Origin of the sequence: Nonomuraea terrae, assembly GCF_004348995.1 — a bacterium.
GTDB classification, from domain to species: Bacteria; Actinomycetota; Actinomycetes; order Streptosporangiales; family Streptosporangiaceae; genus Nonomuraea; species Nonomuraea terrae.
Genome location: NZ_SMKQ01000209.1, coordinates 1 through 16,057 on the forward strand (window position 1 = coordinate 1; position 16,057 = coordinate 16,057).

The window sequence follows — 16,057 nt, forward strand, 5'->3', positions numbered from 1 at the left end:
GGCCGGAGGCGGGGGCGCGCCGGTCGGCCAGGAATACCGGCCCGGCGATGCGGCCGGTCAGCAGGCGGGGCAGCAGTCGGGCGGTGGCGGTGGCCCAGTGCACGTACTCGATGGCGCCGCCCCTGGAGGTGACGCGGGCGCGTCGGAATTCCAGGTCGAGATCCTCGATGTAGAGGGACAAGATCTCCTCGGCCCGGGCCGAGGTTTCGTACAGGAGACGCCAGAGGGCTCGTTCCCGTAGGGGGTGGCGGTTGTTGGTGAACAGCGTCTCCAGCCGGGGCTGCGGGATAGCGCGGTCGCCTTGGCGAGCAGTCGCGCGGCGCGTCAGGCGGCGGGCGGGGTTGGTTTCGAGGAGGTCTTGGCGCTGGGCCCAGGTGGTGAAGGAGATCAGGGCGGACAGGTGCCGGTTCCAGGTGGCCGCGGCCGCGCTGTCCCAGGCCGCCATGACGGTGGCGTAGTCGTCGGGGGTCAGGTCGGCGACCGGGTGGTGCGGGCCGGCGATAGTGGTCAGGCGGGCCAGGGTGCGTGCGTATCCGGTGCGGGTGGTGGCCGCCTGCAGGGAGCCGAGGAAGCGGGCGACGGCGCCGGCCACGGCCGAGCGGTCACCGTCCGTGCCGGGCGACGCGGTCGGGCCGGACGGGTCGGGAAGGCGACGACCGGCATGACGTACCTCCGCGGGTGGATGTGACAGATAACACTACTAAGTCGGCCTGGCTCGGGTGAGTGTGAGCTGGGCGGACATTGCTCGCGCGCAGCATGTGTGACAGGTAATACGAGTTCTTTCTCACAACCCGCCCAGACCCTGCAGGTTGGCCCGCACCGTCCTGGTCAGCGGGTGGCCGCCGCCAAGCAACCGCCGCTACCGTCGCCCGCAAACGGCGATGACCTCAGGCGGGGCGACAGCCGCTCGCACTTTCCTCCATGACCGCCCATAGGGGGCGCATCACCATCGCCAGGCGAGCATATCCAGCGCAAACGCGGTGGCGGGCTTCTGCTGTTGCGTCCGGCCGCCGTACGGCCATCACCGGTCTTCGATGGGTACGAGGCGTACATGATGACGGAGCGCAGCGGACCTGGTACCCGCCACCACCCCACTGGCCAATCAGTCGTCGGGGCCTTCCATCTCGCCACTCAAAGCTTGCACCGGGCCCCTACGGCCGGTGACTTGAGGTCGATGAGGTAGGCGGCCACGGCCTCGTTGATGCAGGCGTTGCCGGCCTGGAGGGTGCCGTGCTGCTCGCCCTCGACGGTGAGCAGGCTGCCGCCCAGCGCGTTGGCCAGGTTGATGCCGCCCTCGTGCGGCGTCATGGCGTCGCCCGTGACGGAGACCGTCAGCGTGTCGGGCAGGCCCTGGATGCCCGTGGCATATGGGTAGCCGAGCGTCGGCTTGACGGGCCAGTGCTCGCAGCCGTCGCGCGCCTGCTTGATCGGACGGCCGGGGTCGGTGAACGGCGCCACGTTGAATATCGCCCGGTTCATCGCGGTCTCCTGCTTCGGCGTGTGGCGCTCTTCGTCCAGGCAGTTGATCGTCATCGTGGCCTCGAGCGAGTTGGGATAGACGCCGTCGGCGGTCCGCTCGTGGTAGATGTCGCGCAGCTTCCGCAGGGTGTCGCTCTTGCCGGCCTTCAGTTCGGCGATGCCCGCGATCGCGGCGGGCCAGATCACCTCGCCGTACATCGCGGCCGTCACCCCCTCGATCGCCTGCACGAACGTCAGCCGGAGCCCGTCGGACGTCGGTGCCGGCTTGTCGATCAGCGGTCGGACGAGTTTCTGGAAGACCTTGGTTGCGCGGTCGGGGTCGGTGCCGAGCGGGCAGTCCGGCTTGGTGGCGCACGACGCGGCCATGCGCTCGAACGAGCGCTGCATCCCGGTGTACTGCTGGACACGTCGCTCGTGGCTGCCCTTCAGCGGATCCATCGCCCCGTCGAGCACCAGCGCGCGGACCTTCTTCGGGAACATCTCCGCGTACACGGCGCCCAGCCGGGTGCCGTAGCTGGCACCCGCGAAGGAGAGCTTCTCATCGCCCAGGGCCTGGCGCAGCACGTCCATGTCCCGCGCGACGTCGCGGGTGCCGACGTGCGCGAGCACCTGCTTGCCGCCGGAGCGCTCGGCGCACTGCTGGAGGAGCCGGCGGGTCTCCTGTTCGGTCCTGTCGTCCACGCCGGCGGGGAACGAGGCGAACTTCGCATCGCGCTCGCGCTCGGCGTCGGTGTAGCAGTCGAGCGCCGGCCTGGAGGCGCCGACGCCGCGCGGGTCGAACCCGACCATGTGGAAGCGCTCGGTGATCGGCGATGTCGCCCACACGGCGGCGGTAATGGCCGCGTGCTCCGTGCCGGGGAAGCCGGGGCCGCCGGGGTTCAGCAGGAGCGAGCCGATCGGATCCTTGCCGCGCGCGGCCACGCGCAGGACCGCGATCTCCGCCTGCCTACCCTCCGGGTTCTGGTAGTCGAGTGGCACCTTGAGCCGCGCGCACTCGGCTTTGACGGCCGGCGCGCCCGGCGGCATCTGCGGATCGCAGGGCTTGAACGCCAGCTTCTGCCCGTAGAAGCGGTCCAGGCCGGTGCCGGGGGAGGCTGGTTGCTGACCGGCCTGGAGAGTGTCGGCCTGCCCGCCTGCGCAGGCGCTGAGCAGCAGCGTCAGCGCCGCGGCGCCCATGACGGCGGCCGGTGTCTTGCGATATGGCATGTGCTTTGTCCCATTGTCGGAGTGATGGTCAACTGGGGATGAGGGCCGGGCGGGCTCACGTCCGGTGCGCGGCACCGCCCAGGGCGTGGACGTGCATGCGTTAGAGCACGTCGAGCTGCCGCGTACCGCCCGAATGCCGACGAGCATGGTGCCGTCGGGAGCCGCCGAACTGGCGGCGGGCACGCTCGCGTTCGACTTCCCGAGCCTCCGTCGCCGGCCCGGGAAGTCGAACGCGATCAGGACCTTGGCCCGAGTCGCGGCCATGATCGCGTGCTATTGCGTCTCTGGCCGTGGCCGGCGCTACCCTTCGGGAACGGGCCCCCCCGACTGTGCGCGGCGCGGACCGTTCTCGGAGGGTGCTACCGAGGGCTGGCCCTGGACGTCAGGAGCCCAGCTGACGCTGCACTGCCTGGGCGTCGATCAGATAGTTCATCTCATAGAAGCGCCCATCGCGGACCTTGTGGAAGGAGTACTCGGCATACTCGACCGTGGCGCCGGTGGGGGTCACGCCGAACCACTCCTTCGCGGGCGTGCCCTTGTTGAACAGACGGGCCGCCACGCGATCACCGTCGATGGCGACGTCCTTGACCCGCCAAGTGAAGTCCGGCACGGCCTCGCCGTGCCCCTTCAGTTCCGCGATCACGTCGTCCCGCGTGACCGGCTGGCCGTTCTCGATGAGCTCGTCGTGAATGAACTCGGTCATGCGGTGAAACTCATGAGCGTTGAGCGCCTCGATGTAGCGCTGGAAAAGTTCGCGCAGTTCAGTGTCGGACATGATTGCCTCTCTGTCGCCATGGATCGGGGTTGTGTACTCGGATGGGGATGATGTGCGACGCCCTCCCACGATCTCGACGTGGCGGCCGTCGCCGAAGGTAAGAACTCGACTGCAAGTACTTCTATTCTAATCGGTACAGAATTCGACGGGCACGGTGATGTCCCGTCACGGACGCAGGCGTCTGAAGCAGCGCAACTACACCTCTAGGTCGCGCCCGTCAGCTCTCGTCACACTCCCGCGAGCGTGATGAGGAGCGGGACGAGCAACGCGGTTGCGTTGTTGGCGCCGGAGGGACGCCTCCTACAAGCGGTAGCCGCCGGTGGCGTCGATGACCTGTCCTGTGATCCACCGGGCGTCATGGGAGACGAGAAGGGCGACGACGTCGGCGACGTCGTCGGGCTCGCCGATGCGGCCGAGGGCGTTCTGCGCGGCGATGGCCGCGATGAGGTCGGGGTTGCCGCGCAACCAGGAGGTGTTCATGTCGGTGTCGGTGGTGGCGGGGACGACGGCGTTGACGGTGATGCGGCGGGGGCCGAGGTGCTGGGCGAGGGGAAGGGTGAGGGCGTCAATGGCGCCCTTTGTCATGGTGTAGCCAATGATGTCGGGGAGCGCGACGCGGGTGGCGGCGGAGGAGATGTTCACGATGCGCCCGCCGTCGGCCAGGCGAGGCAGGGCGGCCTGAATGATCAGGAACGGCGCGGTGGTGTTGATCTGCTGCTGGCGGATGAAGTCCCCGGCATCGAACTCCTCGATGGTGCCGTGCAGGGCGACCCCGGCGTTATTCACCAGCACCCGCACGGGAGCGTCGTGCAGCGGGCCCGCAGCCGCGTCGTAGGCGGCCCAGAACGCGGTTCCGGTTTCGGGTGCCGCCAGGTCGGCGGCGAAGCAGAACGCCGCGCCGCCGGCCGCGATGATCTTTTCGACGACGCCGGCCGCGGCGGCCGAGTCCTGGCGGTAGTGAACGGCGACGGTGTACCCGTCGGCGGCGAGACGGCCGGCGATGGCCGCCCCGATGCCACGGCTGGCGCCGGTGACGACTGCGATGCGGTCGGACTCATGAGTGTTGAGCGCCTCGATGTTGCGCAGGTCGGTGTCAGACATGATGGCCTTTCTGTCACCCCGGATCGGGGCTGTATTCGGGTGTTGATGACTCGCGACGCCCTTCCACGCTCTGGTCGCGGCGGCCATCGCCGAAGGAGGCAACTTCGCCCCCGCGACTTCTATTCCGAGCGGTACATAAGTCGGCCTGTCGCTCCGGGACGCGGCATCGCAGCAGCGTCAGTGCAGCGCGCCGGTTCGCTCGCCGGGCGTCGCACGGACATGCGCCGGGCTCCATGACCCGGAAGGAACGCGCCCCGCAGTCCTCACGCGCTGCACTGCCGACGCGCACGCGCCAGCGGGTCTCATCACGCCCCGGCGAGGGCGAAGAACGGCGAGGCGAGCAACGCGGTCGCGTTGTTGACGCCGTGCAACACGACGCCCGACCAGATCGAACCCGACCAGCGGAACAGCAGGACGGCGAGCACGCCGACGACGAACGCCACAGGCAGAATGGGATTGATACCGTGCGCGACAGCGAAGACCGCCGCGCTCACGACGACCGCGATCCAGGCTTGGTAGCGGGCGAAAAGTGTGTTCGCGAGAACCCCGCGGAAGAACCCCTCTCGCCGAGTGGGGTGATGATCGCTCCCGCGACGAGCGCGAGGACGAGCGACCACCAGTCGGCCGCGGCGGCCGCCTGGTAGCCCGTCTGCACGTTCTGCGTGTCGCCGCTCACGAGCATGTAGACGACCGCGACGATCGGGCCGAGCACGTAGGCGACCAGGCCGAGCACCGCGGCGACCACGAAGTGGCGCGGCATCGCACGGCGGACAGCGAAGGCCGAGAGCGCGCGGATGCGGATGAGCACGGCGGCCGCGAAGGCGATGAGGCCCATCGCACCCGATACGACAAGCCCCACGACACCGGCCACGGCAGCGTTTTCGATAAGTTGCAGCAGCACGGCCACGAGGACGAAGGACACCACGTAAACGCCGCCACCAGCCAGGATCTCGGGCTATCCTGGCGCCTTCGGCCGGGGGCGTCCCGTCGAGGTTTCGTCAGGTGTGTCGACGGTCATGGCCTCTCCTCTGTCGTTCGCGCGTTGGTCTTTCGACAGGAGAAACCATGTTGTCGGGACACGGTCAAACCTTCGCTCGCATGGCGAGTTCAGCGTGAGCGCGTCAACGGCCCGCCTGGCGGGCGTCTGCGCCGGATCCGGTCCGGGGCCATCGACGTCGTACTGGCTGGCGATTCGCTGACCGCCGTCGTGTTTCGGCTGCCGTTCGACCGTGGCCGGACCACCTGCCACCGCTGTGAGCTGACTCAGCCCCGGTGTAGAGACTCTGGAGTCGCACGCCCGCTATGGCTGCCAGCTACGCAGCGCCGTGTCGGCGATCTCCTGGAGTTCGTCGTGACCGAGGCCGCCGGCGGCCTGGACAGCGATGCCGAACGCCACCGTCATGATGTATCGGGCCAGTCGCACCGGGTCGGCGTCGCGCGGGAGGTCGCCCTCGTCGACGGCGCGCTGGAAGCGCTCCTCAAGGCGTAGGCCCGCATCGTTCCGCCAGCCGACGAGCAGATCGTGCGCGGGTCGACTTCCATCACTTGACGCCAGCGCGCCCTGCACTGTCAGGCATCCAGGATGGCCTTCGGAAAGGGTCGTGGTCCGAACCGCTCCACGCAGGAGCGCCTCGGCCACCCCTCGTGCGGTCGGCTCCTCCAGGGCACGAGTCGCGTAGGAGGCCGGCCCCTCGGCGTAGCGCTCCAGCGCCCTGCGGAACAGCTGCTCCTTGTTGCCGAAGGCCGCGTACATGCTCGGCTTGGTGATCCCCATGGCCCCGGTAAGATCAGAGAGGGTTGCCCCCTCGTATCCCCGCTCCCAGAAGACCTGCATGGCGCGCTCCAGCGCCTCGTCGATGTCGAATTCCCTCGGCCGGCCCATGACAGTACTCCGGGAATCACCCATGTCACAATTGTACTCCTCGGTACTGATCGGCACTGACCATGCTGGTCATGTCATCGCCGCGACGTTCCCACCGGACCAGCGCCGCTCGCGCGCATGAAAAACTCGCCCGCAGGCGCCACGTTGGAAAGATCGTCGTGCACCTGTAGGGAAGCTCACGCCCGCAGGGCCACTCGCGAGCACGAGGTCGTGCGACTTCGGCGGCGGCTTCAGGTATGTACAGTGCGACCCCTAGCACTTTGGTACCGAACGGTACTGAAGTGCTACGGTCTTCTCACACCCGCGTCGACGGGATCGCGGCGACATGCCGACGGGCGAGATGACCATGCACGCTGTGAGCGCGGGAAGGAGACGACGTGGCCTGGAGCACACGCGAACTCGCGGAGCTCGCCGGCACCACGGTGAACACCATTCGGCACTACCACCGGCTCGGCCTGCTCGACGAGCCCGAGCGCAGGTACAACGGATACAAACAGTACGGGGCGCGGGATCTCGTACGCCTTCTGCGCATCCGACGGCTCGCCGAGCTCGGCGTGCCCCTCTCGCAGATCGGAGAAGTCGACGCGGCCGGGGACAGCACCCCGGACGAACTGCGAAAGCTCGACGCCGAACTCGCGGCACGCATCGAGCGCCTGCAGAAAGCCCGGTCCGACATCGCGGCCATTCTGCGCGACAGCGCGCCGGCCGACGTGCCGGCGGGGTTCGAGCCCGTCGCCTCACGCCTGTCCGAGGCCGACAGCTCGATCATCCACATCTACACGCAGCTCTACGACGAGGATGCGATGAAGGACCTGCGGCACATGGTGGAGGCCGACACCGGCTCCATCGACGCCGACATCGACGCCTTGTCGCCCGACGCGGACGAGGCAACCCGGCAGCGCCTCGCCGAGAGGCTCGCGCCGACCCTCGCCCAGCACCTCATCGACTACCCCTGGCTGAGCGATCCGGTGGCGCATCTGTCGAAGAGCGAGCATGTCACGCAGCAGACGTTCATCGAAGCGGTGATCGAGCTGTACAACACCGCCCAGCTCGATGTACTGCGCCGCGCCAGCATCCTCGCGCACGAGCAACTGCACATCGCGCGCGAGGCGAATGGCGACGACTGACGGTCGCCTCCCACGACATTTGACCCTGTTCCAAGAACACGGACTCTACTGGGGCTGAGCCGAAACAGATCGCGATATCCGCGAGACGAAGCCCGAGGAGCCCCGTGAATCCCATCGAGACCCTTGTCCGTAACTTCCAAGATCTCGTGGCTCAGGTTCCCGAGGTCGCCCAGCCCCTCATCGTCATGCTCGCCGGAGCGATCCCGTTCCTCGAGGGCGAAGGAGCATCGCCGATCGGCGTCCTGGGCGGGATCCATCCCATCGTTGCCGGCATCGCCGCGGCTTCAGGGAACTTCCTCAGCGTTCTCGCGGTCGTGCTGTTCAGCACGCGAGTCCGCACCACCGCGGTGGCTCGTCGCGCGCGCCGGACCGAGACGCCCACGGAGCCCAAGCCCGAGTCGAGGGGACGTCAGCGCTTCCGGAGGTACCTGCTCCGATTCGGCGTGCCCGGCGCGAGCATCCTCGGGCCCCTGGCGATTCCGACCCAATTCACCTCCGCCATGCTCGTCGCCTCCGGCACGCCGCGAGGGTGGGTCCTGCTGTGGCAGGCGGTAGCGATAGTTGTCTGGACGACCGTGACCACGACCCTGTCCTGGGGCATGCTCACGGCCCTGCTGGCCTGAACACACCGCGGCGGATTTTCATCGTGACGTCAGCGCCATCACGATCGACGACAGAACCGGTCCACGACAGAAAGGAACGACCGATGAATCAGCACCCTGATGAGCCGTTCGCCGGCGGCGAGACCGAGACGCCCGGCGAGGCGAAACGGCTCGGGACTCCGACCCTGGCGGAGGATCTTCTGCTCCTCCTGTTCCAGCCGAACTCCGGCCTCCAGGCCGGCACCGGGACCATCGCAGGCGAGAACACGCTCTTCTACACCCTCGCAGGAGCGGTGCTCGCAGATCTCGCCCTTGGCCATCACGTCCGAACCGACACCGGCCCAGGCGGGACGACACGGGTGGAAGCCATCAAGGACCGCCCGCCGTCGGATGACATCCTCCGCCCCGCATGGGACTACGTCTTCGAGAAGCCCCGAGGCGTCCAGACGGTCCTCGCGGCGATCGGCCCGACACTGCGCAGCCCGCTGCTGGACCGGCTCATCGAACGCGGCGACATCCGCCGGGGAAGCCGCAAGGTGTTCGGCCTGTTCAACACCACGGTCCTCGAGGACGGCGGAAGCGGGCGCCGGTCCCGGCTCCTTGAGGACGTCCGCGACGTGCTCGTCGAGGGTACGGAACCGCAGCCCCGTATCGCCGCGCTCACGGCACTGCTCTCGGGAAGCGGGACGCTTCCCCAGTTCCACCACGAGATCCCCTGGACCACCCCCGTGATCACCCGCGCCAAGGAGCTCGAGCAAGGCAACTGGGGAGCCGGGGCCGCCGCCGAAGCGGTCGCGCGCACCGTCACCGCAACCATCGTCAACAACGTCATCATCGCCGCGGCCGTGCTTCCCCATAACTGAAGAAGCGACCCGCGTCGGTCTCACGACGATTGTCCAATGACATCCAGGCCGATTCCGGACCCGCCGCCGAGATCACCCAACGCCTCGACACGGCGCATCGACAAGTTCAGCAGAACCGGGGATTCGAATGAGCAGCTACGCAGTGACGGGATCGGCATCGGGGATCGGTGCCGCGGTGACCAGGCGCCTCCGTGCTGCCGGACACGCCGTGATCGAGGTGGATCTGCACGACGCCGACATCCTCGCCGACCTCGGGACACCGGAAGGCCCCTCGGCAGCGGCCGCCGAAGTGCTCGAGCGGTCCGGCGGCGTACTCGACGGCGCGGTCCTCGCCGCCGGGATCGGCCCCTCACCCGGTCCCGACCGCCCGCGGAAGATCGCGCAGATCAATCAGCTGGGCACGGTCCAGCTGCTGACCGCCCTGCGGCCGGCGCTCGCGGCGAGCGGCGATGCCCGGGCCGTGGTGTTCGGCAGCAATTCGGCGAGCGTCACCCCTGGAGTGCCCCGACGGGTGATCCGCGCCCTGCGCGCCGGTGAGATTGACCGAGCGGTGCGGACGCTGCGACTGTTCGGGCCGGTCGCCCCGAACATCGCGTACGCGGCCTCGAAGATCGCGGTGACCGACTGGGCCCGCCGAGCGGCCGTGACTCCGGCGTGGGCCGGCGCCGGGATCCGGCTCAACGTGCTCGCCCCAGGACCGGTGCGGACCCCCTTGCTCGACGAGGAGCTCGCGAACCCGGCCGCGGCCAGAGCGTTCCGCGCATTCCCCATCCCGGTCGGTGGAGTGGGTGACCCCGGACACCTCGCCGACTGGGTGATGATGATGCTCTCGCCCGCGGCCGCGTTCCTGTGTGGCAGCGTCGTCGTCGTCGACGGCGGCTCCGAGGCGTGGCTCCGCGCCGGCGAGTGGCCACGGCCCGTCGCCCTCCGGCAGGTGCCCCGCTATCTGTTGCGTTATCGAGCCTTCTCCCGGTCCTCGTCCACCCGATCACCCTGAGCCACCGAGCGGGCTTCTTCGCCCGGTCCTGCCGGAAATCGAAGCCCTCGGCATGGTGCAGATCGTTTTGGCCGAGCCCAAGTGGCAGAAGATACTCACCGACGCCGACCGGCGCGGCCTGTCGGCCCTGTTCTGGAGCCATCTGAACCTGTACGGCAAGTTCGAGCTCGACATGAGCAAACGGCTCGACCTCGGCCCAGACCTCGCACCTGGCCCGGAGACGGAGGTCGGCCAACCTACCTGACCGTTGCGTGACCAGGGCGTCGGCCGGGGGGCGGCCATTGTCCAAGCCGTCAAGCCGCGGCCCGCGCCCTCAGCCTGACCTCGGCTCGCCTTCCTCGCCGCTCTCGGCCAGCATCCGGTAGACGCTGGCCACCGAGGGGTGCCGGCCCTTGTTCTTGCCCGAGGGGATGACCAGCTTGGCCGCGATGTCGGGCACCGGCACGCCCCGCTCCCGCAGTGCTCGTGCGTAGGCGAGCATGTCGTCGTCAAACACCTTCGGCCTGCCGCCGTGGCGGCCGCGCTCCCGGGCCGAAGCCTGGCCTTCCAACGACTTCTCCCGCACATACTCCCGTTCAGACTCTGCCATCCCGGCGAAGAAGGCGAATCACGCCGCCCCGTGCCCGGAAGGGTTGTAGACGCCCTGCAGCGGTCCGGGCAGCAGCTCCAGCTCGATGTCGTGATGGCGCAGCTGTTCGGCGATCGCCAGCAGCTCGGCGGCGCCGCGGCCGAGCCGCTTCATCTCGTGCACCGTGAAGATCACCCGCTGGTGCGGGACCGCGGATTTGATGGTGCGCGCGTAGGCCAGCGCCTTGGCGAACTCCGGCCGCATTTTGATCCGGCTGCTGATCTTCTCTGAGAAGACCGGATCGCATTCCGCCCCCTTCAACGCGTCCAGCTGGCTGTCCAGCTCCTGCCGCGCGGTGCTGCATCGGGCGTAACCGACCCGGGTCGGGCGAACCGAGGCCACCGGCCCCACCACGGCGTCGACCCTTGGGCCCGCCTGCCACCGGCGGCCAGGTCCGTGCCCGGCCGGGGTACGGACCTCGAGCTCCGCGCGCAGCGAGGGCACCAGCATGAAGCGGGGCGTGTGGTACTTCGGTGCGACCTTGCCGCCTCTGGTCCGGCAGGCGCTGCCCGCCGGCGCCTCGCACATGGGGCAGTCGAAGGCCTCGACGGCAGCAGCTGGATCGGCAGGCTCGCTCATGTCGCAGAACCTACCGGGACCACCATTTTGCGAAGATGGTTTTGCGAGAGGTTCTGAGAACGACGGTCAGGGACAAACAGGACGCGCGTCGCCGGTGTTCGTCGTCTTGCAGAACTGGTCATTTCTCATTTCTCATTTCTGCGAATCGCGCACTTTGCGATCCAAGCGATGGGCCGGGCATGAAGGTTGCCAAGACAGGTGGTGACCCTGGAGGCTCTCCTTGCCGACGCATGCGACCTTCCAGGAGTGCCCTGTGATCATCGAGGATCTGTCCGAGCCGGAACTCGCCCTCTGGGAGGCGTTTCCCACAGGGCGTCCTGTAGATCTTCCTGGCACCCCCGTTCGGGCTGCGATCATCGCAAGGATGTTGCTCGGCGCCCAGGAGCGCCTTGCAGGGCAGACGCCCGGCATGCACCTGTCCGGCGCCCGGATCGCGGGCCGATTGGACCTGTCGTACGCCGAGGTACAGCACCCTCTGATCTTGACCAAGTGCGAGTTCGAGGAAGCGCCGGTCTTCACCGGAGCCCGCACTGGCCTGGTGGACCTCGCGGCCTCCCGGGCACCCGGACTGCAGGCTGTAGACGCTGTGATCGGCGGGGCACTGCGCCTGGAAGACTGCGAGATGGCCGGCCCGATCCAGCTCGCCGGGGCCCATGTGTCCGGAACACTGAATCTCAGCGGCGCAGCGATCCACGCACTTCAGGCTGTCCATGCCGACGGCCTGATTGTCGACCGTGATCTTTTGTGCGCGAATGCCGTCATCGACGGTGAGTTACGTGTTGTTGGCGCCAGGATCGGCGGGACGATGACCCTCGATGGCGCACGGGTCGGGCGGTCAGACGGCTTCAGCCTCACCGCCGAAGGGGTCGTCATCGACGGCGGGTTGTCGTGTGCCCGCGGTTTCCGCTCCTGGGGGGAGCTGAGCGTGCAGGACGCCCGGATAGGGCGCCGGTGCGTCTTCAGCGGAGCCCAGCTGTCCAACCCGGACGGCGTCGCCCTGAACGCGGAGAGACTCAGTGTCGAGGGCGGGCTGCGCATCGATGACGGCTTCTCGGCCGAAGGTGAAGTCCTTCTGCGCGGAGCCCGCGTGGCCGGTTCGCTCCGTTTCGCGCAGGCGAGCCTCGCCAATCTGGGAAGACGCGCGCTGAACGCGCCGCTGATGGAGATCGGCAGCGGACTGCGACTCACACCAGGCTTTGTGGCGAACGGAGAGGTCTTTCTGGACTCCACCCAGGTCCGCGGATCGGTCAACCTCGACGGCGGGACGCTGTCCAACCCGGGTGCGACGGCGCTTTCCCTGCGTCGGCTGGGGGTCACCGGCAGGCTCAGCTGCAGCGAAGGCTTCTGTGCCGACGGGGAGATCCTGCTCATCAACGCCCGGATCGAGGGCAGCTTGGAGTTTCACGGTGCCGCCCTCAGCAATCCCGGCGGGCGAGTTCTGTCCCTATGGGAGGTGACCGCGGGCGGGGGCATCGACTGCTGCGAAGGCTTCGCGGCCACGGGAGACGTCTCGATCAGGAACTCCCGGATCGCCGCCACACTGTGCCTTGCGGAGACCACCATCGACGGTGACCTTCACCTTCGTGGTGTAGAAGCGGCTTCGCTGAAGATCGGGCCCCAGACGGAACTGCTGCGGGCCGCCGACCTTCGCCACAGTCGGGTCGGCGTGCTCGATGACGCTCCCAGCCGGTGGCCTGCTCACATCCTGATGAACGGCTTCACCTATGACGGCCTGGAGGCTCCCCTGCCTGTCCAGGAGCGACTTGACTGGCTGGCCAAGGAGGCCTACCAACCTCAACCCTACGAGCAGTTGGCCGCCGTCTACCGCCGGCAGGGTCACGATGAGGCTGCTCGCGACGTGCTGCTGGCCAAACAGCGTCGCCGCCGCACGGGGCAACGGCTCGGGGCGCGGCTGTGGGGATATGTGCAGGACTGGACCGTCGGGTACGGGTACCGACCCTTCCGCGCTGCGCTCTGGCTCGCAGCCCTTCTCCTTATCGGCACGGTCGCTTTCACCGCCCACCAGCCACCGGCCTTCAAGCCAGGCGAGGCTCCCCCCTTCAACGCCTTCCTCTACACCCTGGACCTGCTCCTCCCGATCATCAGCTTCGGGCAGGAGAGCTCCTTCGGCCCGCGCGGCGCACAACAGTGGCTCGCCGCGGCGATGATCACTGCAGGGTGGATCCTCGCAACGACCATCCTGGCAGGCCTCACTCGCGCACTCTCGCGCCAATAACGCGACCAGAAGCGGCCACCTTGACGCCCTCTCAGCAGCCACTGACAGGGTGATCTACCTAGGAGCTGGGGCCGCGGTCAGCAGAGCACCCCCGTCTCCGTCGTCACCAGAGTTACTTTGCCCCGGGTGACGCGGACCCGAGTGGGAGGCCTCAGGGTCAAGCTTCGCGGCGACATGACCCCGCACGCCCGCGACCGCCGACTTCTGCTCCCGCACCGACCGAGGCGGCTGTCCTACGAGCCCACCGAGTACCTGTTCAACAGGCCACCTAGAAAGGCCATCCGCTCCCGACCGTGTCCCCAGCCGCCAGGTAGGTCTGACGGCGCCCTTGGGTTCGCGTGATGGGTGCCGGGATCAGAAGGTTCTCGACAGGCATCCGGACTTCTGCCGAACGTCCACGACCTTGTGCGCCGAGATGGAGCGCATCTTCACCGCCGAGCGCGCCGCCCCCTCCCGCAGCGTGGCCGAAGCTCAGCGGGTCACGGCGGTCTCCCGCTCCACGCGCGACAACTTCTCGGGATTACGCACGTGGTAGGCGCCGGTGACGTAGCCGTTCTCCACGCGCACCGCCACCACTCCGTCGATCTCCCCGTCGACCCGTACGAGCAGCCCGGGGGCGCCGTTGATCTGAACCAGCTCGACCGACCGTTCCGCGTCCCGTTTCCACCAGCCGACGGCCAGCAGGCGAGCCACCTGGTCGATCCCCACGACGGGCCGCAGCAGGGCGTGCCTGACTCCGCCGCCGTCGCTCAGGGCGACGATGTCCGGCGCGAGGACGTCGATCAGGCTCTGCAGCTCGCCGGTTTCGACCGCTCGCTGGAAGGCCTGGAGCGCGGCTCGGGTCTCGGCAGGGGAGGTGATGCCGCGGGGTCGGCGGGGGGCGACATGTGCCCGCGCCCGGTAGGCGATCTGGCGTACCGCGTTCGGGCTCTTGTCGACGGCTTCGGCGATCTCGTCGTAGTCCAGGTCGAACACCTCGCGCAGCACGAACACCGCCCGCTCGGTCGGCTGCAGCGTCTCCAGCACCAGCAGCATCGCCATCGAGACGCTCTCGGCCAGCTCGACGTCCTCCGCCACGTCGGGCGAGGTGAGCAACGGCTCGGGCAGCCACGGCCCGACGTAGGACTCCTTGCGCCGGCCGAGCGCGCGTAGCCGGTCCAGTGCCTGCCGGGTGACGATCCGCACCAGGTAGGCGCGCTCCTCCCGCACGGTGCCGAGATCGACGCCGACCCATCGCAGCCACGTCTCCTGCAGGACGTCCTCGGCGTCGGCGGCCGAGCCGAGCAGCTCGTAGGCGACGGTGAACAGCAGGTTGCGGTGGGCGACGAACGCCTGGGTGGCGGAGTCCACGGAGTCGACGTGGTCGACACGATCGAGCGGCTCGGCTGGGTCCGCACTTCGTTCGCTCGGCTGGGTCATGCCCCGCTCCTGCCTGTTCGTTCTCAGCACTTCCACACGCACAAGACGTGAGTCGCCACCGCTGTGTAACACCCCCGGTAGGTGGCCTATGTCACATGGCCGCGCTGTTACAGGGATCGGGGTGCCGGCGTCTCGTGGTCGTCAGGACGCCGTGCGAACGATCCGTACGGCACTACGACGCGTTGAGAGCGAGAAGGGAAGTCTTCCCCGTGTCCAAGCCCACGACAACCGACCAGCGGTCGCGCATGCCCAACCCCCTCCCTTTCCTCCCCGAGATGGCGGAAGTCGGCGAAGGTCTGCACAAAGCCCTCCAGAACGGCGCGATTCCGCAGACCACCATCCACCTGCTGCAACTGCACGCCGGACAGCTCCTCGGCAGCACGTACTTCACCATCAGGGAAACCGGCAACCTCCGCAGGATCGGGGAGTCCGAGGAGCGCATCACCGCCGTAGCCACCTGGCGGGACGCCACCTACTTCACCGGCGCCGAACGGGTCGCGCTGGAGCTGGTGGAGGCGGTCCTCACCCCGAACCCGTCGGGGGAGCGCGTCCCCGATGAGCTGTACGCCAGGGCGTCGGCGCACTACGGCGACAAGGCGATGTGGTCGCTCATCATGGCGATCGCCCACATCGGCTTCTTCACCCCAGCCGCCCTCATCGCCAAGCCGATCCCCGGCATGCCCCCTGGCCAGAACTACAGCGAGTAAGGAAGGGACCCAGCATGAGCATCACCATGTTCGCGGTGGCGGGAGCGACCGGGCGGCTGGGCCGCCACGTCGTCGACGTGCTGACCGAGCGGGGACATCAGGTCGTGCCGATGTCCCGGGCCACCGGCGTGGACATCATCACCGGTGAGGGCCTGGCCGAGGCGCTCACCGGGGTCGAGGTCATCATCGACGTCGCCTCCTGGCACTCCTCCGACCAGGAGGGGGCGACGGAGTTCTTCCGCACGTCGGCCCGCAATCTGCACGAGGCCGGCCGGAAGGCGGGGGTCGCCCGGATCGCCATGGCGTCCATCATCGGCGCTGACAAGGCCACCGCCGGTTTCCTCGCCGCCAAGAAGGTGCACGAGGAACTCCTCCTGTCCGGCCCGCTCCCCGTCCGCATCCTGCGGGCCGCGCAGTTCCACGAGTTCGTCGGCCAGCTCCTGGACTGGCAGCAGG

The 16,057-nt window shown here is 68.4% G+C and carries 18 protein-coding genes; 8 read left to right on the forward strand and 10 right to left on the reverse strand.

Annotation, left to right across the window (positions count from 1 at the left end; translation table 11 throughout):
• From E1286_RS38895 to E1286_RS38920, 7 genes are all read right to left on the reverse strand, one after another.
• A partial coding sequence (locus E1286_RS38895) for a site-specific integrase (RefSeq protein ID WP_246075534.1) occupies positions 1-592 on the reverse strand: 592 nt, incomplete at its 3' end.
• A 539-nt stretch (positions 593-1,131) separates the two neighbouring features.
• The gene (locus E1286_RS38900; protein WP_132620972.1) at positions 1,132-2,685 is read right to left on the reverse strand and encodes an alpha/beta hydrolase; all 1,554 of its coding nucleotides are present in this window, start codon (positions 2,683-2,685) and stop codon (positions 1,132-1,134) included.
• A gap of 382 nt (positions 2,686-3,067) precedes the next feature.
• Complete coding sequence (locus E1286_RS38905) at positions 3,068-3,460, reverse strand: ester cyclase (protein WP_132620974.1); 393 nt, start codon at positions 3,458-3,460, stop codon at positions 3,068-3,070.
• A 300-nt stretch (positions 3,461-3,760) separates the two neighbouring features.
• Positions 3,761-4,648: an SDR family NAD(P)-dependent oxidoreductase gene (locus E1286_RS38910; protein ID WP_246075535.1), complete on the reverse strand. Its 888-nt coding sequence runs from the start codon at positions 4,646-4,648 to the stop codon at positions 3,761-3,763.
• 218 nt (positions 4,649-4,866) lie between these two features.
• Positions 4,867-5,067, reverse strand: coding sequence for a CPBP family glutamic-type intramembrane protease (locus tag E1286_RS50840; protein ID WP_246075537.1), 201 nt, complete (start codon positions 5,065-5,067; stop codon positions 4,867-4,869).
• Positions 5,052-5,468: a hypothetical protein gene (locus tag E1286_RS50845; protein ID WP_246075538.1), complete on the reverse strand. Its 417-nt coding sequence runs from the start codon at positions 5,466-5,468 to the stop codon at positions 5,052-5,054. Before E1286_RS50845 ends, E1286_RS50840 begins: the two co-directional genes overlap by 16 nt.
• Positions 5,469-5,861: 393 nt before the next feature.
• Positions 5,862-6,467 (reverse strand): TetR/AcrR family transcriptional regulator, encoded by a 606-nt coding sequence (locus E1286_RS38920; RefSeq protein WP_132620978.1) that lies wholly within the window; start codon positions 6,465-6,467, stop codon positions 5,862-5,864.
• 353 nt (positions 6,468-6,820) lie between these two features.
• Here E1286_RS38920 and E1286_RS38925 point away from each other — a divergent pair, with 353 nt between their 5' ends.
• The 5 genes from E1286_RS38925 to E1286_RS38945 all read left to right on the forward strand — a co-directional run bounded on the left by E1286_RS38925 (position 6,821) and on the right by E1286_RS38945 (position 10,276).
• Positions 6,821-7,570, forward strand: a complete 750-nt coding sequence (locus E1286_RS38925; RefSeq protein ID WP_132620980.1) for a helix-turn-helix domain-containing protein — start codon at positions 6,821-6,823, stop codon at positions 7,568-7,570.
• 104 nt (positions 7,571-7,674) lie between these two features.
• Positions 7,675-8,193: a small multidrug efflux protein gene (locus tag E1286_RS38930; RefSeq protein WP_132620982.1), complete on the forward strand. Its 519-nt coding sequence runs from the start codon at positions 7,675-7,677 to the stop codon at positions 8,191-8,193.
• 83 nt (positions 8,194-8,276) lie between these two features.
• Positions 8,277-9,035: a GOLPH3/VPS74 family protein gene (locus tag E1286_RS38935; protein WP_165970109.1), complete on the forward strand. Its 759-nt coding sequence runs from the start codon at positions 8,277-8,279 to the stop codon at positions 9,033-9,035.
• Between the two features lie 127 nt (positions 9,036-9,162).
• On the forward strand, positions 9,163-10,032 hold the full coding sequence (locus E1286_RS38940; protein ID WP_132620984.1) for an SDR family oxidoreductase: 870 nt from the start codon (positions 9,163-9,165) through the stop codon (positions 10,030-10,032).
• A 52-nt stretch (positions 10,033-10,084) separates the two neighbouring features.
• A complete protein-coding gene (locus E1286_RS38945; protein WP_132620986.1) occupies positions 10,085-10,276 on the forward strand; it encodes a hypothetical protein in 192 nt (63 codons plus the stop codon).
• A gap of 69 nt (positions 10,277-10,345) precedes the next feature.
• Here E1286_RS38945 and E1286_RS49605 read toward each other — a convergent pair whose 3' ends face one another.
• Together E1286_RS49605 and E1286_RS38950 are read right to left on the reverse strand one after the other, a co-directional pair.
• Positions 10,346-10,528 (reverse strand): hypothetical protein, encoded by a 183-nt coding sequence (locus E1286_RS49605; RefSeq protein ID WP_223190834.1) that lies wholly within the window; start codon positions 10,526-10,528, stop codon positions 10,346-10,348.
• Positions 10,529-10,639: 111 nt separating this feature from the next.
• Entirely contained in the window at positions 10,640-11,239 is a 600-nt protein-coding gene (locus E1286_RS38950; protein WP_223190835.1) for a recombinase family protein, read from the reverse strand.
• 253 nt (positions 11,240-11,492) lie between these two features.
• Between E1286_RS38950 and E1286_RS38955 the strand changes: the two genes are divergently transcribed.
• Positions 11,493-13,475 (forward strand): hypothetical protein, encoded by a 1,983-nt coding sequence (locus E1286_RS38955; protein WP_132620988.1) that lies wholly within the window; start codon positions 11,493-11,495, stop codon positions 13,473-13,475.
• 471 nt (positions 13,476-13,946) lie between these two features.
• On the opposite strand, the gene E1286_RS38960 is transcribed toward E1286_RS38955, so the two are convergent.
• On the reverse strand, positions 13,947-14,894 hold the full coding sequence (locus tag E1286_RS38960; RefSeq protein WP_132620990.1) for an RNA polymerase sigma-70 factor: 948 nt from the start codon (positions 14,892-14,894) through the stop codon (positions 13,947-13,949).
• A 275-nt stretch (positions 14,895-15,169) separates the two neighbouring features.
• Between E1286_RS38960 and E1286_RS38965 the strand changes: the two genes are divergently transcribed.
• Positions 15,170-15,601 (forward strand): carboxymuconolactone decarboxylase family protein, encoded by a 432-nt coding sequence (locus tag E1286_RS38965; RefSeq protein ID WP_246075536.1) that lies wholly within the window; start codon positions 15,170-15,172, stop codon positions 15,599-15,601.
• Positions 15,602-15,615: 14 nt separating this feature from the next.
• The coding region (locus tag E1286_RS38970) for an SDR family oxidoreductase (protein WP_132620994.1) at positions 15,616-16,057 on the forward strand (442 nt) is incomplete at its 3' end.